Raw genomic sequence first — 20,316 nt, forward strand, 5'->3', positions numbered from 1 at the left:
ACTGATTTATAGTGACGAAGAATGAGATAAAGGCGCTGATCTCGCTGTTGGACGACAGCGATTACGAGGTAGCGTCGTATGTGGAGAAGCAGATTGTGCAGTTGGGCGAGGGGATCATCCCGTTTCTGGAGGAGGAGTGGGAGGAGACCCTGGACAGCGATCTGCAGAAGAAGATCGAAGACCTGATACACAACCTGCAGTTTGAGGGGCTGATGCGGCGCCTCAAGGAGTGGAAGGAGAAAGGCGCCGAGGACCTGGTGGAGGGCATGTATCTGGTGAACTCCTACCTGTATCCGGATGTGGACTTCGCGAACATCTCCAAAACGCTGGATCAGCTGTACTTTGATGCCTGGACGCACATGAAGGATGAGATGCACCCGTATGACCAGGTAAAGTCGCTGAACAACGTACTGTTCCGGGAGAAACGGTTCTCTGCCAACACGAAGAACTTCCACTCGCCGGCCAACTCCATGCTGCACCTGGTGCTGGAGAGTAAGCGCGGCAACCCGCTCACGCTATGCGTTATTTACATGACGCTGGCGCAGCGCCTGCAGATGCCTGTGTACGGCGTAAACCTGCCCAACCTGTTTATCCTTACCTATAAGCTGGACGGCCTGCAGTTTTACATCAACGTGTACAACAAGGGCCTTATACTGAGCAAGGCCGACATCGACAACTATATCCTGCAGCTTAACCTTAACCCGCTGGATATTTTCTATGAGCCCTGCTCTAACCTGGATATCGTAAAGCGCGCCCTTCGCAACCTCGCCTTCTCTTTTGAGAAGATGGATGACCCGGAGAAGGCGACAGAGGTAACCAAGCTGCTCGACTCTATTACGGATGATGAACTGCCGATCTAAGGTGCAGGCATAAAAAGAAACGGCCGCTCCAACACCTGGAGCGGCCGTTTCTTTTTATGCAGTGGATAGCTTAGTATTTCTTGATCAGGCAGCCGGTGGCGCGTTTCTCGCCGGTCGAAATGGGGCGGTTCGCCAGCACCTCATCAATCACATTCTTGAGGTAGTAGTTCTTCACGCCGCTTTCCATCTGCGGGTTGTCGTCGATGCCGCCTTTATACTTCAGGGTAAAGTTGCCGTTGTCGTTGTGCAGCACAAACACCTCGGGTGTCTTGGTGGCGCCGAACTGCTTGCTGACCGTCTGTCCTTCATCGGCCAGGTAGGGGCTATACTTTCTGGAGGCCATGTCCTGCAGGGTCTCGCCGGCATCGCCTGCGCCCGGGTTGATAAAGACAAACTGCACACCTTTCGCGCCGTAGTTGCTGGAAAGCGTTACCAGGCGGTTTTCGTACAGCTTGGCATAGGGGCACTGGTTGTTGGTGAACACCAGCACAACGGTTTCGGCATTCGCGAAATCGCTGAGCGAGGTGGTTTGGTTATTGGCTCCCTGCAGCTTGAAATCAGCCACTTTATCGCCCAGCTGGTAACCACCGGACTGTGCAAAGGCACTTGCTGAAAGCAGCAGGGCTGTAAAAAGAGAGGCGAAGTATTTCATGGCGTTTGTGTTTGTTTTACTTGTTTTGGATCCTTGTCTACGCAGTAGGTGAGAATATGCTCGTGCAGTATGTCGTGATAAATACGATACAATTTAGAAAAATTTTCGGTTTGTACACGCCCCTGCAGCACATTAGGCTCCTCAGCGGGCGCTACCGAAAGGTTTTCCTTAAACACCAGCCTTTTGCGGCTATACAGCTTATACAAGGTTTCCTTGGCGCTCCAGTACAGGCAGGTTCTCTGCTCATCGGCTAAAGTATAGGTTTTCTCCTCGTCCGTCAGGAACTTCTCCTGCACGCGCAGCGCTTTCGGTGATACCAGTTCAATATCTATGCCAACCTCATACTTGTCAGAGAGGATCACGGCGGCCAGCTCAGGGGAGTGTGAGATAGAGACATGGAAGCGCGAATCGGGGAAGTACGGCTTGCCATACTGGTTGCGGAGCAGCTGCAGGGGCAGCGGGGTAAACTCCTCCAGCAGCCTGTACACCAGCACCCGGCTTGCCAGCCACTCCCGCTGCCGTTTATGGTGTACCTGCGCCAGGCGCTCTTCCACGGTAACGTGCGGGGGCAGTGCCTGGTGCAGCGCTTCAAGCGGCTCAGCCAGGTTCCAGAACCCGATTTTGGTGTGCTGGTCTATCGTTTTAATGTGCAGCAGTGGCATAGGCAATAATGTGCAGGTAGAGTGGTTTTAAAATATAGGCACGGCTGTTTCAGCGTATTTGTTGTAAATTTAGCTGATTTTTAAAGAAGACTAGAGCATAGCCAGCATGGCGAGTAAAGTACAAGTACAGAAAGCAGCCACCCTTACCGGCCACCGCGACAGTGTGTACACGCTGGAGCGCTCTGCCGAGGAGCACATTCTTTTCTCTGCCGCCGGAGACGGAATGGTGGTGGCCTGGAACCTTCGGGAGCCGGAGAACGGGGAGCTGATCGCGCGCGTGAGCACCTCGGTGTATGCGCTGCGTTACCTGCCGCAGCGCAACCTGCTGCTGATCGGGCAAAACCAGGAGGGGGTGCGGGTGATTGACCTGGAGAGCAAGAACATCCTGAAGTCGGTGGCGCTGCCGAAGGTGGCTATCTTTGACATTGCCCACATCCCGGAGGTGGGAAAGGTCTTCGTGGCCATGGGGAACGGTGCCGTGTGCGTGCTGGACGGGGAAAGCTTTGAGCTGCAGACTGTCGTCCGGAAGGCAGACCAGAGTGCGCGCTGCCTTGCCTTTAACAGCTTTACACAGGAGCTGGCGGTCGGCTACAGCGATAACGTGGTGCGAATTTTTGACGGGGCCACGATGGAGCTGAAGCAGGAGCTGACGTTGCACACCAACTCTGTGTTTACACTGGCCTACTCGCCGGACGGGAAGCTGCTGCTGAGCGGCGGCCGCGATGCGCACCTGCGGGTGTGGGAGGCGGAAAAAGGCTATACGGAGCGGGGCTACCTCATCGCGCACATGTACACCATCAACCACATTGCCTACAGCCCCGGCGGGCGCTACTTTGCCACCTGCAGCATGGATAAATCCATAAAGGTGTGGGATGCACAAAGCTTTAAACTGCTGAAAGTGATTGACAAAGTGCGCCATGCCAGCCACGGCACCTCGGTAAATAAATTATTTTGGTCGGCTCATCAGAATCAGTTAGTTTCGTGTAGCGATGACCGCACCATTTCGGTTTGGGATATAAATTTTGGGTTATAGTTATGAAGATTACACCGTTAGAGATCAGGCAGAAAACGTTTGAGAAGGCTTTTAGAGGACTAGACAAGGATGAAGTAAACGCGTTTTTGCTTACCCTCTCGCAGCAATGGGAAAAATTGCAGGACGAGAACAAGGATCTGCGCATGAAGCTGGACGCCTCGCACCGCGAGACGCAGAAGCTGCGCGAAGTGGAGTCATCACTCTATAAAACCCTTAAAACCGCCGAAGACACGGGCAACAGCATTCTGGAGCAGGCTAAAAAGTCAGCCGAGCTGCAGGTGCGCGAGTCGGAGCTGAAGGCCGATGAACTCATGAACAAGGCCCGCAACGAGGCCCGCCAGATGCTGGAGGAGGCCAAGAAGCAGTCGGAGCGTGTGATCATGGAGATGCAGCAGCAGGTAAAACTGCTGGACCAGGATTGCCAGCGCATGGAGAGCTACCTCGACCACCTGGTGCGTGACCTGCGCCACCTGGCGAACGAGGCGATCGAGAACGCCGAGAAGGCCAAGGCAAAACCTAAAGCCGGTACACACAGTATTCTTTCAAAAGCAGCGAACACCGAGGTAACCGGTTCGGAGCTGCTCAAAAACCTGAAAGATATGAACACGACACCAGCAGAAAACAAACCATACCAGTTAACAGAGTCCACAGCCGCTAACGCGCCCGTGGCAGTGCTGAACACGAACGGCAATGGGCACGCCGCTATCGGAGACCCTGCCCCGGACGTAACGCAGCCGCAGCCCGAGGTGCCAAGCCCGGTAGAGCCGACGGTGCCCAATGTGCCTTCGCCGGAAATTGAGCAGCCGTCGCCAGACTATCCGGGCAGGGTGCCTGCGCCAGATATCGAGCAGCCAATCCCGGATATCCAGCCCGTGCAACCGGACAAGCCGGAGATTCAGCCGCCGCTCACTGAGCCCTCGCGCAATGCCTACGCCACAAACGGCGCGACAGTAAAGCAAGGCACAGGTTCTTTCTTTGACGAGATAGGTTAGGGAAGCATGGGGCAGATTACGCTGGAGGGCATGGAGTTCTTTGCCTTCCACGGCTACTACGACGAGGAGCAGAAAATAGGCAATAAGTACGGCATCGACCTGATTATCGATACCGACCTGCAAAGCGCTGCTGCTTCTGATAAACTGGAAGAAACCGTAAACTACGAGGTGCTGTATGCGCTGGTGCTGGAGGAAATGAAAACCCCTGCCCGCCTGCTGGAGCACCTCGGCCACCGCATCATCGACAAAGTGTACGAGAGGTTTCCGTTCGTGCAGTCGGTGAAGGTAAACGTATATAAATTTAACCCTCCGCTGGGCGGCATTTGCAAATGGGCAAAAGTCAGCCTGCAGGAAGCGAGATAAAAGAGTTACTTATTGATCCGTAAAGCAGCTGGTTCTGGAAACAGGGCCAGCTGCTTTTGGTTTAGGGGCGGCTATACTTCAAAAGTCAGCTTTCTCGTCCAGCTCTTTGTAAAGCTGTTCCTGCAGCTGCCCGAAGTCCTCTCTGTTGCTAAACCAAGAAAAGGCCTTACACCAGCTTCAGCAGCTCCGCCGCCGCGGCAAAGGCCGATTTGTTTCCTTCCTTTACCTCGTCGGTTATACCTGGCAGCTGCTCCTTTACCTGCTGGGCAGCATAGAAGCGCTCTTCCAGGCTTTGCCGGATAGCTTCGTACATCCACTGCAGGTTCTGGTCGCGCCGCTTTTTATCGAAGTAGCCGTTGCTTTGCGTTAGCTGCAGGTAGTCTTCAACGGTTTGCCATATCTTGTCGAGGCCGGTGTTCTGGAGGGCTGAGCAGGTGCTGACTTTGGGAAGCCAGCCAGAGCTTGCCATGGGGTAGAGGTGCAGCGCGTTCTGATACTCTGCACGGGCTGCCTTGGCCTTATCAACATTGCTGCCGTCGGCCTTGGTGATGGCAATGGCATCGGCCATTTCCATGATGCCGCGCTTGATGCCCTGCAGCTCGTCGCCCGCGCCGGCCAGCATCAGCAGCAGGAAGAAATCCACCATGGCATGCACGGCGGTTTCGGACTGCCCCACGCCAACCGTCTCCACAAAGATCACCTCAAAGCCGGCTGCCTCGCACAGTATAATGCTTTCGCGGGTGCTTCTCGTAACGCCTCCCAGCGACTTGCCTGCCGGGGAGGGCCGTATGAACGCCTGCGGGTTAACAGAGAGCGACTCCATGCGGGTTTTATCGCCTAAAATGCTGCCGCCGGAGCGCTGGCTGGTAGGGTCTATCGCCAGCACGGCCAGTTTCTTGCCCTGCTCCTGAATCACATAGTTTCCGAAGGCCTCAATAAACGTGCTTTTTCCTACGCCCGGCACACCGGTTATACCGATGCGCACCGAGCGGCCGGTTCTCGGCAGCACCTGGTTGATTACCTCCTGTGCCAGCTCCTGGTCGGAGTGCAGGCGGCTCTCCACGAGCGTGATGGCGCGGCTGAGCATCACGCGGTCTCCGGCTAAAATGCCTTCTACATACTTGTCAGGGCTGAATCGTTTGGCCAAGGGGATGGGGTTTTATTGCTATGGTTCGTTCTCCTTTTACAAAATTAAACTTTATAGGTTACCGCGCCACTTTTGCTGCCACAGCACACATTAAACTAAAATTTACTTTGTTCTGCTGTATGAGTCCTGAAACAGATTGGGACTACAGTTTTAACTTTAGGCATAAGATTCTAATTATAATTGAATTATGCTTCCTTTATTTTAGTTGTTGTCTCTACAGGACCTGTCAGAATACAATTTCCAAAATCCCAAGATCGAATATTTTACTTCATGAAAAAGATTTTCATACTGGCTGCTGCCTTAGTGGCTATGAAAACAACTGTTCAGGCGCAAACCGAGTTAAGCAACGCTAGCGCAGTAGGGCGCGGCGGAGTGGCGAACACATTTGTGCATGATTACCAAGCCATAGGCATTAACCCCGCCAATTTAAGCCGAGGCACCTCTACATTGGCTTTTACCTTTTTGGAAGGAGGAGTTGGGGTGAGCTCCCAGGCGTTTACGCGCACCAGTTTTAAAGATTTCAAAAGAGCAGCAGATGAGCGGTCGCTGTTCTGGGAAGACAGGCTGCACTACGCAAAGGCGTTTACCTCAGACAACGTGCTGAATTTTGGTGCAGACATGAATACGTTTGCTGTTTCTGTGCACCTGCCCAAGGTCGGAGGCTTTGCCTTTAGTAACCGCCAGCGCGTGCTGGGGCATGCCGGCTTTAACAAGAACTTTGCTGAGCTCCTGTTTATGGGGCAGGATGCCCCTGTTGTGAAAGAAACAAGCCACAGCGAGCGGGTGTACGCGCATGACCTGTTTGATGGAACCGAGATAAAAGCCTCCTGGGTAAATGAATGGAACCTGTCTTACGGTCGCTCTATCGTGTCCTTGCCTGCCCTTTCTATTTCAGCTGGAGTCGGCTACCGTTACCTGCAGGGCTTGGCCCTGTACGAGCTTAGTGCTGTGAACGGAGAAGTAAAGGCCTACAGCGCCTCATCGCCGGTGTTAGGCTTTGACTACGATAAATACCTCGACGACCCGCAGTTTAAGTACAACGATGCCGGTAGTTTGTTGAGCCCCGTAGGCAGGGGGCACGGCTTTGATCTTGGCTTATCGGCTGAGGTCGCCCAAACGGTTAAGCTTAGCGTATCAGTAACAGATATCGGTACAATGCGCTGGACTGAAAACCTGTTGCAAGGGCATGATGAAGGCTTTTACCTGGATGATGTTGTGAATGCAGCAGACTATGACTTTGAGGATGTAGCCGATGTTGCCCAACAGCTTATTGATACAACGTTGGCTTTTGCGCCGGTAAACGAGTTAACAACTGATCTCCCAACGCGCTTCAGAGCAGGTGTAGGAGCAAAGCTGGGCAGCAAAGTTGAAGTTGGCCTGGACTATGTGCACCCTCTGAACAATGCGCCCGGTAACCTTTCGCAGGATTTTGTGGGCTTAGGAGTAGATGTAATGCCGACTCCCTCTCTCCGCTTAAGTACAGGTGTGTCTACCGGAGCCGGTGAGAAAGTAAACCTGCCACTAGGCATCACGTATGTGGCGCCTTCCTATGAGTTCGGAATCAGCACGCGCGCTATCACGGCGCCTTTTACGGAGAACAACCCCGGCGCTTCTTTTGCCTTTGCTTTCCTGCGCTTCAGGGTGGGCGGGGAGCAGTCGCTGTAGCAGTACTTTTAAAGTATAAACAAGAAGGCCAGCACCTTACAAAGGTGCTGGCCTTCTTGTTTACTATTCTATTTGCTGATTCCCTGCGCGAAGTTTGGCAGCCCCAGGTCGCTTTTCTGCTTGCCCAGGTGAAAGCCGTCGTCCACGTAGTTGGCAGCTTTGCCTTTTGCATTTGGATTATTGATGACGCCCAGGTAATAGTTATCCTGGCGCGCCACATAAATCTTTCCATCCGGGCCTAGCTGTAGAGCGCCGATTCTTGGGCTTTTGGACTCGCCTACAACCACAGCAGATTTTGCAATGGCATCGGCGCTACCGGCCTTTAAATCAAACTGCACCACCTGTGCTTTTCCACCGCCAGTACCGTTGGCTGTGCCATACAGCTTGCTGCCGTCCGGCGAGAACAGGACACCATACGCCTCCTGAAATCCCTTCAGCAATACCGGGTCTGATACTTTGCCTGTGCTGCGGTCGAAGTTCAGAATCTCAAAATTGCTTTCGGCATCCCAAAGCGCAGCTGCCAGCTTCGTGCCGTCCGGCGACGGTACGAGGTAACCGATGGCTTTACGGTTTGGCCCGCCGTGCACGGTGCCGACCATACTTAGCACCGGCCGTACTTCCACGCCTTCTTCATTCACCAGGAAAGCCATATAGCCGTTGCTGTTCCAGCGGTGTGCGATTACCCACCAATCGCGGCCGTTGCTGTGGCGCACTGCCGTCAGCTTTTCGGTGGCAGGGGCAATCATAAAGTTGTTTCGGGAGGTGATATCGCCTTTGCCTTCCTGCTTCGTCATGTCTACCACCGTGTAGCGCAAGCCATTCGACTGCGCCTGGATATCTGTCGTGAAGATGTAGTAGATGTTGCTGCTGCCCGGCTTCGGCAATATAAGCGCCGACTGTGTGGATGACTTTCCGCCCATCAGGCCGTTGCCGTTTGGCATTACCTTGTGTTCGCCGTTCCAGACGGTGATGCCATTGGTATACATTAAAAGCTTGCCGTCTGCATCGGAGAGGGTGGCGCTGCCTTCTTCCGTAAAAAGCCTGCTGTTTGTCGCGGTAGCGGAGTCTCCGTTAAAGATAATGCCAGCGCCCTTGCCAAAGTACCAGTTGTTCTTCTCGCCTTGTGCGAAGGCTGTAAAACTGCTGAACGTAAGTAGTGCTGCTGCGGCAATGTGTCTTAGTCTGCTCATAGGTTTGTGATTTGCTCCTTAAACGGTGCTTTTGCAAACGTAGTGCCAAGTATAGGAGGAGATGGTGTTGTTTTGTGTCAGATAGCCTACTGGCGCAGGCGTCTGCTGGTGCCTCTAAATGCCCCTGCTGGCGCAAGTCTTCAGACTTGTGTCTTATTATAGTGTTGAGTTTGTAACTCAACTGGCTTGAAAAGCCATACTTACAGCCGATATTAAAACAGCTTCTCAGGCGCAAGCGTCCGCTTGTGCCGTAGACTACCGTTGCTTATATTTCCATAGCCACTGCTTATCCCCGCTGGCGCTAGCTTGCAGCTAGTGCCTACTATGGCCATACCTGTACAGCCTTCCATAGCCACTGCTTGCGGTATCTCCAACTAAGCTATCCTATCTAGACACTGTTCATCCTCCAGCTCCCACTTACCTATAGTTTCACCTCTGGCTTTGGAGCGCTCACGGCCGCGAGGCCTCGTCCTCGGGCATCGCGCTGTGTAGCCTTCCTGCCTAACGGCTGCCGCTCCCGCGGCACCGGAACTCTACAAGGCGCTCAACCCAAGGACTGGGATCAACTCAGATAGCCAAAGCTGACGGGGTCTTAAACTGATTTCCCTCCTCGGAGTGGCTCGGGGCAGTTGGATACGGTGCTGTATAGACAGAGAAGTACACATAATTAAAAAGGGCGCAACTAGTTGCGCCCTTTCTTATGTTTAGCTTTGCTGATGTTAGTCCTGTACCTCTAACTCCAGCTCTTCCAGCGTCATGTCCAGTAGCTCGGGGTGCAGGGAGATGAGTTTGAGCAGCACGCCGTTGGTCCAGCCGAAGCCGTCTTGGTTTGGGTATTCACCGCCTCCGGCTTCCAGGTTCATGTTGACCACGTTGTACTTCTCCATCAGCTTACCGGTGTTGTGGAACACCTCCTCGTTCTTCTCAACCCATCGCTGCGACACTTCATCGGCCAAGGCATCGTGTTTGTAGTTGCGCAGTGCCTGTATGCTCATCCATTGCAGCGGAGCCCAACCGTTGGGCGAGTCCCACTGCTGACCTGTGCGGTTCAGGGTGGTAACCAGTCCGCCGGGCTTCAGGAAATCCGCCTCCAGCTTGTGGGCCACGGCAGCGGCTTGCTCTTTTTTAGCCATGTTAAAGTACAGCGGAAAAACGGCAGCAAGACTCGGAACATTGGTGGTTGTGCCTTTTACAAAGTCATAATCGTGGAAGAAGTTCTTTTCATCGCTCCAGTTATACTTGAGCAGGGCTTTGCGTCTTGCGCTTGCCAGCTTCTCGTACTTTTTCGCCTCGGCCTGCTTGCCTTCCAGTTCAGCCATCTCCGCCAAGGTGAGTTCCACGTGGTAGAGCAGCGAGTTCAGGTCTACCGGTATAATATCGGTTGTGTGGATGCTGTGGAGGTTTTCTGTGTCGGCAAACCAGCGGCTGCTAAAGTCCCAGCCCGATTCAGCCGCAGCCCGAATGTGGCGGTATACTTCCTCCGGCTTCCGTCCGGACTCCTGTGCCAGCTCCACATCTTCGCGGTAAGACTCCGGGCGCGGCTCCGGCTGGTCGTCCCAGTAGCGGTTCAGGATGCTGCCGTCGGGCAGGCGCACAACGCGGCGGTGCGTTGGGCTTGCCGCCGTCAGTTTATCGCTCCCATCCATCCAGAAAGCATATTCTTTTCGGAGGGCAGGGGCATAGGTTTTAAGCACTTCCTTGCCTTTTTGCTGTGCCAGCACCTGCAGCATAAGCGCATAAAAGGGCGGCTGGGAGCGGCTGAGGTAGTAGGTGCGGTTGCCATTTGGTATGTGGCCGGTGGTGTTGATCAGGTGCGTGAAATTATCCACCATACTTTGGATGAGTTCTGTTTCGCCGCTGGCCTGCAGGCCTAGCATGGTAAAGAAGCTATCCCAGTAGTAGATTTCCCGGAAGCGCCCTCCCGGCACAATATACTTCTTTGGCAGCGGTATCAGGGAGCCACCATCGGCACCGGGCTCGCGGGTAAGTATGGGCCAGAGCCGTTCTATATGCTGTGTTACGGATAGGCTGGTATCGGTGGTAAAGCCGGACGCCGGTTGTGAGGGTAAGTCAAAGTTGCTTACCACAAAGGCCTGCAAGTCAAACGTAGGCTCGTCTTTTTGTTGCCGGTAAGCCTGCAGGATTTCCTGTGGCGGCGACAGGGGAACGGCATCCGGGAAGGTTTTGGAGTCAGGGAAGACTTGCTGCATCTGTACTTGCTCAAACAGCTCGCCGAGGTCCTGCTCCGGCCTGTACAGCTCCTGCGCCCGCAGTGGCTGAATAACGAAGGTAAAAGGTAAAAGTAGCAGAAGGAAAAATTTAAAACGGCTAAAAGTATACTTCTTCTGATGCCTCATATAGCGTTTGCTTTTGGTGAACAAATTCTCATACGCAATACGGAAGCAAAGCGACAAGTATACTATCTGTAGGGGAAGTGCACAAACGAAACCTGCCCCATCGCATCTTTTTCATATTTGGCTACAGTATATTCTTGGTATTTTGCCGCAACGTTAGGCTCGGCAGGGGACACCTCAGCGGGTACGGGGCTGGTATTCAGGAAGAAATATATTTTGGTGTTGCCATATTTAGTATGCGGCATCATATCGCCATAGGCCTGCATCTGCTGCCATAGGGTATCCTCCACGGTTACGGCATAAATGCGGGTGATGGGGCCGGTGTTGTTCTCGTTGCGGTACATGGCCACTTCTTTAAAATTCCCTTCCAGATCATCTACACTTGGCAGCGATACAGCATCGTAAATGAACCAGCCAACAAGGGCTACAGAGAGGGCGATGAGGATGTGTTTTAGTTTCATGATGAAAGGTAGGCATTTATGCAGGTATGAAACCAGTGGAGCGGATAAAGGTTTGTGTGGAAACCGCGAATCTCATATTCGCTGCTATAGGTGGGGCAACGGAAGATACTTCCGCGGCAGGTGCTCAACAATATCACTCTATTGGATGAACGTAATAGGGAGTCTGCCCTGGTGCCCTGCATAATCTTTGGCGCTGCTGTAGGACCAATGCTCTGGCTCTTCCACGAAACCGGCAGAAACAGGGTTAAGGTGCAGGTAGTCCAGCTTTTGTTCCATCAGGTGGTTGTTGTGCAGTAGAATGGGATGGTAGCCCACCTGCCAGAACTTATACTCCTCATGCTTGCTGCTAAGCTCACCCGCAGACCGAATTAACCAACTGAGCCAGGCTTTTCTGCTTTCCTGTGGGTTCTGCTGAACGGCTTTGTATACTTCTTTGGCGGTAAACTTTTTGAAATCCCTGATAGTGCTGGCCAGCGTAGGCGAGGAGCAGATGAGGTGCAGGTGGTTGGTCATAAGGCACCAGGCGTAGATGGTTAGCTTCTTTTCCTGCTGACAGTAGGCAAGGCTGTTGCAAATGATCTCACAGTACTCGCGGTGGGTAAATACATCGGCCCATTGCACAACTGCGGTGGTAATAAAGTAAATTTCGTTCGGATCATTCGCTTTATACTTGTCGCTCATGTAATTAAGCACGAGATTGTGCAAGTATAGTTGCACCTGGCGCGGAAGTCTCTTCCGTGCCAGATCATAGAAGCGAATCTGTGATTCGCCTTCACCACGCCTACGCGAGTCGCAGACTCGCTTTTATACTTTGTCACGGAAGTAGCTTCCGCGCCAGTAATAAAGTAAAAGCCGCAGCTGTTGTTCAGCTGCGGCTTTTACTTTGAACTTTAGAATTCTTAACTCTTCACTTGCTTCATCAGTTGCTCCAGAATGTTCTGCGCGGCAACCGAGATGATGGTGCCCGGACCAAACACGCCAATTGCACCAGCTTTAAACAGGAAGTCATAGTCCTGGGCCGGAATTACACCGCCTACAATTACTAAGATATCCTCACGGCCTAGCTTGCGAAGCTCTTTGATGAGCTGCGGTACCAGCGTTTTGTGCCCGGCTGCCAACGAAGACACGCCCACCACGTGCACGTCGTTTTCGGCGGCTTGCATGGCTACTTCGGCTGGAGTTTGGAACAATGGCCCAATATCTACGTCAAAGCCAAGGTCGGCGAAGGAGGTGGCAATTACTTTGGAGCCGCGGTCGTGGCCATCCTGGCCCATTTTTGCGACCATAATTCTTGGTCTGCGGCCTTCCAGTGCTTCAAACTGGTCAGCTAGCTCTTTGGCACGCTCGAAGTTATCGTCGTCGGTTAGTTCTGCTGAATACACGCCTGATATCGCTCTGATGACTGCTTTGTGTCTGCCGTATACTTTCTCCAATGCATCTGAAATCTCACCCAACGTAGCTCTTCTGCGCGCTGCCTCCACCGCCAGTTCCAGCAGGTTGCCTACACCGGACTCAGCTGCATCTGTTAAAGCCTGCAGGGCGTTTAGCACGCTGCCTTCATCGCGTGTAGACTTTATACTTGCCAGTCGGCGCAACTGCGATTCCCGCACCACTGTATTGTCGATGTCGAGGATGTCAATTTCCTGAATCTGGCTTGGTTTATACTTGTTTACACCTACAATAATGTCCTTGCCGGAGTCGATGCGGGCTTGCTTGCGGGCTGCGGCCTCTTCGATGCGCATTTTCGGCAGACCAGTCTCAATAGCTTTTGCCATGCCGCCAAGCTCCTCTACCTCCTGCATCAGTGCCCAGGCTTTTTGAGTGATCTCATGCGTCAGTGCCTCTACATAATAAGAGCCTCCCCATGGGTCTACCACCTTGGTAATATTAGTCTCCTGCTGCAGGTAGATTTGTGTGTTACGGGCAATACGAGCAGAGAAATCTGTTGGGAGGGCAATTGCCTCGTCCAGAGCGTTAGTGTGTAAGCTTTGTGTACCGCCTAGTGCAGCAGCCATCGCTTCTACGCAGGTGCGGGTCACGTTGTTGAAGGGGTCCTGCTCTGTTAAGCTCCAGCCAGAAGTCTGGCAGTGCGTGCGCAGCGCCAGCGATTTTGGGTTCTTCGGGTTGAATTGGCTGATAAGCTTAGCCCACAGCATACGGGCAGCACGCATTTTGGCAATCTCCATAAAATGGTTCATGCCAATAGCCCAGAAGAACGACAGGCGCGGTGCAAACTCGTCAATGTCCATACCTGCCTTTAGGCCAGTGCGCACATACTCCAGGCCGTCGGCCAAGGTATAGGCCAGCTCAATATCGGCTGTAGCACCGGCTTCCTGCATGTGGTAGCCCGAAATAGAGATGGAGTTAAAGCGCGGCATGTTCTTTGAGGTAAACTCAAAGATGTCCGCAATAATCTTCATACTTGGCTCCGGCGGATAGATGTAGGTGTTGCGCACCATAAACTCCTTCAGGATATCATTCTGAATGGTTCCGCTTAGTTGCTCCGGCTTAACGCCCTGCTCTTCGGCAGCTACAATGTAAAATGCCATGATAGGCAACACAGCACCGTTCATGGTCATGGAAACAGACATCTGGTCCAGCGGAATCTGGTCGAAGAGGATTTTCATGTCCTCTACCGAGTCAATGGCTACACCGGCTTTACCTACGTCGCCGACTACACGCGGGTGGTCGGAGTCGTAGCCGCGGTGCGTAGCCAGGTCGAAGGCGACAGAAAGGCCCTTTTGCCCACCAGCCAAGTTGCGGCGATAGAAAGCATTAGATTCCTCAGCTGTAGAGAAACCAGCATACTGGCGAATCGTCCACGGCTTTTGCACATACATGGTGCTGTAAGGGCCGCGCAAGTATGGCGGCAGACCGGCAGCAAAACCCAGGTGCTCAAAGTTGGCGGCATCTTCTGAAGTATAAAAGCTTTTCACTTCTATCTGCTCCGGCGTTTTCCAGGGCTTTGTCTGCAATGGGTCTTTAGGAGCTTTATCAGAAGCTGCTACCTTGTTTATATCTATTTTAGAAAAGTCAGGCTTCATGTTCAATTTTGATTAACTGAATGATTGAATGACTGAATGAGTAGTAGGAATCCAGTTATTCAATTATTCAGAATTCAGTTATTATTTTCCTCATCCTGCGCCAAACGCTTCTGTACGGCTTCCAGCAGGGTTTTCATGTCGCAGTCTTCGAAGATAAACTCGTCGTAGCCGTTGGCCATCATCTCTTCTTTCATGTGCAGCGGGTCGTCGGCAAGTATGATGGTTGGCTTGGCATGATGATTTCGCAGCCTTGGCCCAAACTCGTTGATATAAGCAGCCTCGGAAGACGATACGACCACTACCTCGGCAGAAGAGTTAGTAAGCTGGTCAGATGCTTCTTCTACAGAGCTAAACTGCCGTTTTTCTGTTTCAAAACCAGCACAGCTGAAGAATTCCTGGGCAAAGGTGGCGTTTACCTGTCGTTGCTCAGCATCCCCTATAAGTGCTACAATTGCCTTTGGCCTGCGCTTACGCTTACGCAGGTGCAGCTCTGTCGCCATACGCATTACCTCTGTTGGGTAGGCAGCGCGGGTGGTATCGAAATCAGCACTCTGTATAAGCTCTTCCGGGTCAAAGCTGATGCTCTCTTTCGGGTTCGGGTATTTGTTGGTGCCAACCAGGACATCACGCCCCGTGGCAATGTTTCTGAATTTGCGGCGGCTCACTTCGGTGATGGAACCAAGTATAAATCCACCGTCATAGGCATCCTCAAAACCGCCCAATGCCTCCACCTCGTTAAACAAGCTCCACGCTTTCTGCGCCAGCTCATTTGTCAGCGACTCCAGGTAGTACGAACCCGCAGCCGGGTCTATGGCTTTGTCTAAGTATGATTCTTCTCTGAGGATGATGGACACATTGCGGGCAATGCGCTCCGAGAACTCATCAGAAGTTTTGAATGTGCTATCGAAAGGGGTGACCGTTAGTGAGTCGCAGCCGGCCATAACAGCGGCCATAGCCTCTGTGGTAGTGCGCAGCATGTTCACGTAAGGGTCTAGCGTGGTTTGGTACCAGCTGGAGGTAGCGCTATGGATGCGCAGGTGAGCCGCCAGTGCCGGAGCCGTTTGGTACGCCTCTACTACCGTTGACCACAGCAGGCGCACAGCACGCAGCTTGGCAATCTCAAAGAAGTAGTTTGTGCCGGAGGCCATGTAAAACTGCATGTTGCGCAGCACCGACTCCAACGGCTCTCCCGCCGATGTCAGTTTATCTACATAAGCAACGGCAGCACTTATCGTATAGGCAATCTCTTGGGTGACAGAAGCGCCAATGCTGCTGAAGTTTGCTCCACATACACTCACCCCGTAAAACTCTCTGCTGTCTTTGGTCAGGTCCAGTACCTCTACAATCTCATGGCGTTCTTCCTTTGTCAGCCCACCTTTGCTCGTCATCGGGTCGAAGTTCACAAAGCCCTTCAGGTTACGATGCGACACCTGCTCTTGCTCCAGCTGTGCGTACAGGCGCTCCAGGAAAGCTTTAGGATGATTGTGTAAGGTATAGCTAACGCTATGCTTGCCCAGGTCGATGCTGTGTACCAGCTGCGAAATATCGAACACATCCGGTTGCATGATGATAAAGTGAATGCCATCGGCCCCGCGCTGTAGTGCATCGGCAGCTTTGGCGATGGCCTCTTTGCCATCATCTTTAACTTTTATCTGCTGTATGTTCAGCCAGCTGTTGTTTCCGTTTTTATTGCCCCTCAGAAAAGGGAAGTCGCCGGGCTTCTGCTTTACAAACGGCAGGTCGGCAATATCTTCTTTGGCGTAGTATGGCTTTATATCGATGCCCTCGTAGGTGTGCCAGGTAAGGCTATCCAGGGGCGTATCGCGCAGGTCCTTGCGTGCTTTCTGCTCCCAATCAGTTGCTGTGGCAGGGGTGAACGCTGCAAACAGGCGCTGTTGGTTTTGCTGCTCGTCAGTCATCATGCTTTCGTTCTAATTTCTTGTAAAGATAGACTTTTATACCTTACGAAGTAAGGCTGTTCCGGTGCTATATCAGCCTGTTGCTATACTTCAATTTATCCGTGCCTGGTACGCCTGGTACATCCAATATCCGATCAGCAGCCATAGTATAACGATCACAGCGGCCATCACATAATTGGGCTTTCGCTCGTGCATCTGCTCTTTGGCCTTCTGGCGGTAGTAGTGCAGCAATGGCTTTGGCACCAGCTTTACAGAAAGCCAGATACCCAGCGGCAGTAGCAGCAGGTCGTCGAGGTAACCTATAATGGGAATAAAATCCGGTATCAGGTCGATGGGGCTGAAGGCGTAGGCTACGGTAATCAGTACCATCACTTTGGCTGCAAAAGGCATGCGCGGGTCCTGCGAGGCTAAGTACAATGTATAAATATCCTCTTTCAGTTGCCGTACAAACTCTTTCCATTTCCGAAGCATGTTAGGTTGTACGGGAGATAAGCAGGAAAGTCAGGCCAGGTATGGCGGCAGCTGTAACACACCAGGTACAAGATGAGGTTAAATTCCTTATCTTGATCTTTCACCTTAAAACAACACCATGATCAGAACTTATACTTTAAAACAACGAGCCATACTTGCTGCTGCCGGATTTACGTTACTATCAGCCCCGACTATAGCACAGGATACCAAGCTAATGGCCAAAGCAAGCACCCTGGCCGATAAAGTAGAGCCGCAGGTAATTGAGTGGCGGCGGCACTTTCATGAGCACCCGGAGCTTAGCAACCGCGAAACCGAAACAGCAGCCCGTATTGCTGCTGAGCTGAAGAAGATGGGCATCGAAGTAGAAACGGGCGTGGCTAAACATGGCGTAGTAGGTATACTTAAAGGAGGCAAGCCCGGGCCTGTGGTAGCGTTACGTGCCGATATTGATGGTTTGCCTGTAACCGAGCGTGCCAATATACCTTTTGCCTCTAAAGCCAAGGGCACCTACAACGGAAACGAAGTTGGCGTAATGCATGCCTGCGGCCACGATACGCATATTGCCATGCTATTGGGTGCTGCAGAAGTATTATCCAGTATGAAAAATGATTTGAAGGGTACGGTTAAGTTCCTGTTCCAGCCAGCCGAAGAGGGCGCCCCTGCAGGCGAGGAGGGAGGAGCCAGGCTAATGGTGAAAGAAGGCGTTTTAGAGAAAGGCCCGAAGCCGGAGGTAATCTTTGGTCTTCACATCAACTCACAAACAGAAGTGGGTACGCTGAAGTACAGGCCAGGTGGCATTATGGCCGGAGCCGATGTGTTCCGAATTAAAGTAAAAGGCAAGCAGGTGCACGGCGCTAACCCGTGGGCTGGCGTAGACCCGATTGTGGTATCCTCCCAGATTATCTATGGGCTGCAAACCATCATCAGCCGCCAGACAGAGCTAACTGAAGATGCAGCAGTGATTACAGTAGGTATGATTCACGGTGGCGTGCGTAACAACATCATCCCGGAGGAGGTGCAGATGGAAGGAACCATTCGTACCTTAGACAAGGAGATGCAGAAGAAGATTCACGACAAGATTCGCCTCACAGCTACCAACATTGCCGAGAGTGCCGGTGCTACTGCCGAGGTCGAAATAGAGGAAATGGCTGCCATCACCTATAATGAACCTGCCCTGACTGAGAAAATGCTGCCAACGCTGCAGGCAACTGCTGGCAAAGGGAAAGTAGTGCTGATGAATGCCATGACCGGAGCCGAAGACTTCTCCTACTTCCAGCAGGAGATACCGGGGCTATACCTGTTCGTAGGCGGCATGCCGAAAGGCCAAAACCCAGCCAAAGCACCTGCCCACCACACTCCAGATTTTTATGTGGATGAGAGCGGCATGAAGCTAGGTGTAAAAACCCTTACAAACCTGACGCTGGATTATATGAACGGGAAGGGTAAAAGGTAAACGAATTCAGTTGAAAAAAGGAAGGCTGCCTTGCAGAGGCAGCCTTTTCTGTTATTGTAGTACGAGTTTGCCAGTGCCCACAGGCTTGTAGCGGCTTGTGATCGTGTAAAAATATACCCCTGTAGCTAAGGAGGTCGGGCGCTTTGAGAAGAAACTTGCCGCTCGGTAATTCCTAAGAAGAACCTACTGCACTTGGTTGGTGTTGGTGAGTCGGATAACTTTGAGATCGGATCTTAACATTACTCATGAATAATCACCTCACAAAAGGCCTTGGAGCTTTACTCCTGGTCCTTAGCCTGGCATCGTGCCAACGCACCTTGGTGTCGTCTCCGGCGCTAGGCACCACCGATGTACCCGTAGACCAGTCCATTACGGCAGACCCGCAACTGGAGGCGCAGATTGCCCCCTACCGCGCGCAGGTAACTTCTAAAATGACCGAAGTAGTGGGTACTGCCCCTGTTGCGCTGAGCAAAGGCGATTACGAGTCGCCGCTGGGCAACTTTGTGGTAGACCTGCAGCTGGCCCAGAGCGAGCCGCTCTACGGCAAGCCCATCGACCTGTCGCTGACAACTAACGGCGGCCTGCGCGTGCCGCTGCCGGAGGGGGAGATTACCACCGGCCATGTGTTTGAGTTGATGCCCTTCGAAAATGAGTTGCTGGTGCTGACGCTGAAAGGGGAGACGGTACAGCAGCTGTTCGATTATGCTGCTGAAAGGAAGAACGCCCCCATCGGCAATGCCACTTACACAGTAGCGCTCGGCAAGGCAAAAGACATTAAAATAGCCGGCAAGCCTTTTGACCCGCGCCAAACCTATACCTTGGTAACATCAAACTACCTGGCCGGCGGTGGCGATGACCTGAGCATGCTGAAGGACGCCGTAAAAACCGAAACGGTGGGCCTGCTGCTGCGCGACGCCATTCTGCAGGAGATAAAGCAACGCACTGCCGCCGGAAAGCCCGTGGCAGCCGATACAACGAAACGAGTGACCGTCCTCCCTTAAGCAAAGCAACATGAGAAGAAGAGACTTTCTAAAAACAACAGCACTTGGGGCGGCTGGCGTGAGCCTGCTGGGCGTGCCGTTTTCCGCAGAGGCTGCCCAAAGCATACGCCTCACCATCCTGCACACCAACGACCAGCACTCGCGCATCGACCCCTTCCCCGACGACGGGCGGAAGTACGGCGGCATGGGCGGCATGGCCCGCCGCGCCACCCTTATAGAGCAGATACGGCAGCAGGAGCCGAACGTGCTGCTGCTGGATGCCGGCGACATTTGGCAGGGCACCCCGTACTTCAACTTCTTTAACGGCGAGCTGGAGTACAAGCTCATGAGCCAGATGAAGTATGACGCGGCCACTTTCGGCAACCATGACTTTGATAACGGCTTGCAGGGGCTGGAGCGGCAGTTGCCGAAGGCCAGCTTCCCGTTTGTGTCTGCCAACTACGACTTCAGCAAAACAATCCTGAAGAACCGGTTCGAGCCTTACAAAATCTTTGAAAAGCAGGGCGTGCGCATTGGTGTGTTCGGGTTGGGCATTGAGCTGGCGGGCCTGGTGAGCAAGAACAATTACGGCGAAACATTGTACCTGGACCCGGTGGCCACGGCGCGCGAAATGGTACAGGAGTTACGCGATAATCAGCAGTGTAATCTGGTGGTGTGCCTTTCACACTTGGGTTACAAATATGAGGACGGGAAAATAGATGATGTCACACTCGCGCAGCAGGTGGAGGGCATTGACCTGATCATTGGCGGGCACACCCACACCTTTCTGGATCAGCCGGCAGTCTTCAGGCACGCCTCCGGGCACGAAACACTTGTGAACCAGGTAGGTTGGTCTGGTATTTTCCTGGGCCGCATCGACTACAGCTTCAGCAGGAAAACGAAGAAAAAAACAGACGTGCGAACAGCCTTGCTGCCGGTAAACACACCTGTAACAACTTCGTGAAAAAATAATTTTTTGTTTACAGATTATTGAGCAAATTTGTAACCCCCTGCCGATAAAAGGACCCGTTTGTTACACCAAACAAATCTTATGAGTTTTGGAAAATTGG

Annotated in this window: 18 protein-coding genes; 8 read left to right on the forward strand and 10 right to left on the reverse strand. The window is 52.8% G+C overall.

Annotated elements, in window-relative coordinates; genetic code table 11:
- Positions 1-11: 11 nt before the first annotated feature.
- A complete protein-coding gene (locus tag CA264_RS20680) occupies positions 12-860 on the forward strand; it encodes a transglutaminase-like domain-containing protein (RefSeq protein WP_025609322.1) in 849 nt (282 codons plus the stop codon).
- 70 nt (positions 861-930) lie between these two features.
- Here CA264_RS20680 and CA264_RS20685 read toward each other — a convergent pair whose 3' ends face one another.
- Together CA264_RS20685 and CA264_RS20690 are read right to left on the reverse strand one after the other, a co-directional pair.
- Positions 931-1,512 carry a thioredoxin family protein gene (locus tag CA264_RS20685; RefSeq protein ID WP_025609323.1) on the reverse strand — a complete coding sequence of 194 codons (582 nt, stop codon included), beginning with the start codon at positions 1,510-1,512 and terminating at the stop codon, positions 931-933.
- Complete coding sequence (locus CA264_RS20690) at positions 1,509-2,174, reverse strand: 4'-phosphopantetheinyl transferase family protein (RefSeq protein WP_025609324.1); 666 nt, start codon at positions 2,172-2,174, stop codon at positions 1,509-1,511. Before CA264_RS20690 ends, CA264_RS20685 begins: the two co-directional genes overlap by 4 nt.
- Before the next feature lie 106 nt (positions 2,175-2,280).
- Between CA264_RS20690 and CA264_RS20695 the strand changes: the two genes are divergently transcribed.
- The 3 genes from CA264_RS20695 to folB are packed head-to-tail and all read left to right on the forward strand — an operon-like array spanning position 2,281 to position 4,562.
- Positions 2,281-3,207, forward strand: coding sequence for a WD40 repeat domain-containing protein (locus CA264_RS20695; protein ID WP_025609325.1), 927 nt, complete (start codon positions 2,281-2,283; stop codon positions 3,205-3,207).
- 2 nt (positions 3,208-3,209) lie between these two features.
- The gene (locus CA264_RS20700; RefSeq protein WP_025609326.1) at positions 3,210-4,199 is read left to right on the forward strand and encodes a DivIVA domain-containing protein; all 990 of its coding nucleotides are present in this window, start codon (positions 3,210-3,212) and stop codon (positions 4,197-4,199) included.
- A gap of 6 nt (positions 4,200-4,205) precedes the next feature.
- Positions 4,206-4,562 carry a dihydroneopterin aldolase gene (gene folB, locus CA264_RS20705; RefSeq protein WP_025609327.1) on the forward strand — a complete coding sequence of 119 codons (357 nt, stop codon included), beginning with the start codon at positions 4,206-4,208 and terminating at the stop codon, positions 4,560-4,562.
- Positions 4,563-4,728: 166 nt separating this feature from the next.
- Here folB and meaB read toward each other — a convergent pair whose 3' ends face one another.
- Entirely contained in the window at positions 4,729-5,709 is a 981-nt protein-coding gene (gene meaB / locus CA264_RS20710) for a methylmalonyl Co-A mutase-associated GTPase MeaB (protein ID WP_025609328.1), read from the reverse strand.
- 270 nt (positions 5,710-5,979) lie between these two features.
- Between meaB and CA264_RS20715 the strand changes: the two genes are divergently transcribed.
- Entirely contained in the window at positions 5,980-7,374 is a 1,395-nt protein-coding gene (locus CA264_RS20715) for a DUF5723 family protein (RefSeq protein WP_025609330.1), read from the forward strand.
- Positions 7,375-7,442: 68 nt separating this feature from the next.
- Here the strand turns inward: CA264_RS20715 and CA264_RS20720 are convergent, their stop codons facing one another.
- The 7 genes from CA264_RS20720 to CA264_RS20750 all read right to left on the reverse strand — a co-directional run bounded on the left by CA264_RS20720 (position 7,443) and on the right by CA264_RS20750 (position 16,813).
- Positions 7,443-8,564, reverse strand: coding sequence for a WD40 repeat domain-containing protein (locus CA264_RS20720; RefSeq protein WP_025609331.1), 1,122 nt, complete (start codon positions 8,562-8,564; stop codon positions 7,443-7,445).
- 719 nt (positions 8,565-9,283) lie between these two features.
- Positions 9,284-10,921, reverse strand: a complete 1,638-nt coding sequence (treF, locus tag CA264_RS20725) for an alpha,alpha-trehalase TreF (protein WP_071784647.1) — start codon at positions 10,919-10,921, stop codon at positions 9,284-9,286.
- Between the two features lie 62 nt (positions 10,922-10,983).
- Positions 10,984-11,379 carry a hypothetical protein gene (locus CA264_RS20730; RefSeq protein WP_025609333.1) on the reverse strand — a complete coding sequence of 132 codons (396 nt, stop codon included), beginning with the start codon at positions 11,377-11,379 and terminating at the stop codon, positions 10,984-10,986.
- 138 nt (positions 11,380-11,517) lie between these two features.
- Positions 11,518-12,060: an REP-associated tyrosine transposase gene (locus CA264_RS20735; RefSeq protein WP_025609335.1), complete on the reverse strand. Its 543-nt coding sequence runs from the start codon at positions 12,058-12,060 to the stop codon at positions 11,518-11,520.
- Positions 12,061-12,278: 218 nt separating this feature from the next.
- Complete coding sequence (gene scpA / locus CA264_RS20740) at positions 12,279-14,423, reverse strand: methylmalonyl-CoA mutase (protein WP_025609336.1); 2,145 nt, start codon at positions 14,421-14,423, stop codon at positions 12,279-12,281.
- Between the two features lie 74 nt (positions 14,424-14,497).
- Positions 14,498-16,345: a methylmalonyl-CoA mutase subunit beta gene (locus CA264_RS20745; protein WP_237151152.1), complete on the reverse strand. Its 1,848-nt coding sequence runs from the start codon at positions 16,343-16,345 to the stop codon at positions 14,498-14,500.
- Between the two features lie 87 nt (positions 16,346-16,432).
- The gene (locus CA264_RS20750) at positions 16,433-16,813 is read right to left on the reverse strand and encodes a YkvA family protein (protein WP_025609338.1); all 381 of its coding nucleotides are present in this window, start codon (positions 16,811-16,813) and stop codon (positions 16,433-16,435) included.
- A 118-nt stretch (positions 16,814-16,931) separates the two neighbouring features.
- Between CA264_RS20750 and CA264_RS20755 the strand changes: the two genes are divergently transcribed.
- The 3 genes from CA264_RS20755 (at position 16,932) to CA264_RS20765 (ending at position 20,210) form a co-directional block, all read left to right on the forward strand.
- Positions 16,932-18,266: an amidohydrolase gene (locus CA264_RS20755; RefSeq protein ID WP_025609339.1), complete on the forward strand. Its 1,335-nt coding sequence runs from the start codon at positions 16,932-16,934 to the stop codon at positions 18,264-18,266.
- A 245-nt stretch (positions 18,267-18,511) separates the two neighbouring features.
- On the forward strand, positions 18,512-19,267 hold the full coding sequence (locus CA264_RS20760; RefSeq protein WP_025609340.1) for a 5'-nucleotidase C-terminal domain-containing protein: 756 nt from the start codon (positions 18,512-18,514) through the stop codon (positions 19,265-19,267).
- Positions 19,268-19,277: 10 nt separating this feature from the next.
- Positions 19,278-20,210, forward strand: a complete 933-nt coding sequence (locus tag CA264_RS20765; protein ID WP_025609341.1) for a bifunctional metallophosphatase/5'-nucleotidase — start codon at positions 19,278-19,280, stop codon at positions 20,208-20,210.
- Positions 20,211-20,316: the final 106 nt, after the last annotated feature.

Source organism: Pontibacter actiniarum (genome assembly GCF_003585765.1).
GTDB classification, from domain to species: Bacteria; Bacteroidota; Bacteroidia; order Cytophagales; family Hymenobacteraceae; genus Pontibacter; species Pontibacter actiniarum.

Bases quoted from the DNA above. Each gene is read 5' to 3' on its own strand.
- CA264_RS20685 (WP_025609323.1), bottom strand. From the start codon at position 1,512: ATGAAATACTTCGCCTCTCTTTTTACAGCCCTGCTGCTTTCAGCAAGT.
- CA264_RS20690 (WP_025609324.1), bottom strand. From the start codon at position 2,174: ATGCCACTGCTGCACATTAAAACGATAGACCAGCACACCAAAATCGGG.
- CA264_RS20695 (WP_025609325.1), top strand. From the start codon at position 2,281: ATGGCGAGTAAAGTACAAGTACAGAAAGCAGCCACCCTTACCGGCCAC.
- CA264_RS20700 (WP_025609326.1), top strand. From the start codon at position 3,210: ATGAAGATTACACCGTTAGAGATCAGGCAGAAAACGTTTGAGAAGGCT.
- folB (WP_025609327.1), top strand. From the start codon at position 4,206: ATGGGGCAGATTACGCTGGAGGGCATGGAGTTCTTTGCCTTCCACGGC.
- CA264_RS20715 (WP_025609330.1), top strand. From the start codon at position 5,980: ATGAAAAAGATTTTCATACTGGCTGCTGCCTTAGTGGCTATGAAAACA.
- CA264_RS20720 (WP_025609331.1), bottom strand. From the start codon at position 8,564: ATGAGCAGACTAAGACACATTGCCGCAGCAGCACTACTTACGTTCAGC.
- treF (WP_071784647.1), bottom strand. From the start codon at position 10,921: ATGAGGCATCAGAAGAAGTATACTTTTAGCCGTTTTAAATTTTTCCTT.
- CA264_RS20730 (WP_025609333.1), bottom strand. From the start codon at position 11,379: ATGAAACTAAAACACATCCTCATCGCCCTCTCTGTAGCCCTTGTTGGC.
- CA264_RS20735 (WP_025609335.1), bottom strand. From the start codon at position 12,060: ATGAGCGACAAGTATAAAGCGAATGATCCGAACGAAATTTACTTTATT.
- scpA (WP_025609336.1), bottom strand. From the start codon at position 14,423: ATGAAGCCTGACTTTTCTAAAATAGATATAAACAAGGTAGCAGCTTCT.
- CA264_RS20745 (WP_237151152.1), bottom strand. From the start codon at position 16,345: ATGATGACTGACGAGCAGCAAAACCAACAGCGCCTGTTTGCAGCGTTC.
- CA264_RS20750 (WP_025609338.1), bottom strand. From the start codon at position 16,813: ATGCTTCGGAAATGGAAAGAGTTTGTACGGCAACTGAAAGAGGATATT.
- CA264_RS20755 (WP_025609339.1), top strand. From the start codon at position 16,932: ATGATCAGAACTTATACTTTAAAACAACGAGCCATACTTGCTGCTGCC.
- CA264_RS20760 (WP_025609340.1), top strand. From the start codon at position 18,512: ATGAATAATCACCTCACAAAAGGCCTTGGAGCTTTACTCCTGGTCCTT.
- CA264_RS20765 (WP_025609341.1), top strand. From the start codon at position 19,278: ATGAGAAGAAGAGACTTTCTAAAAACAACAGCACTTGGGGCGGCTGGC.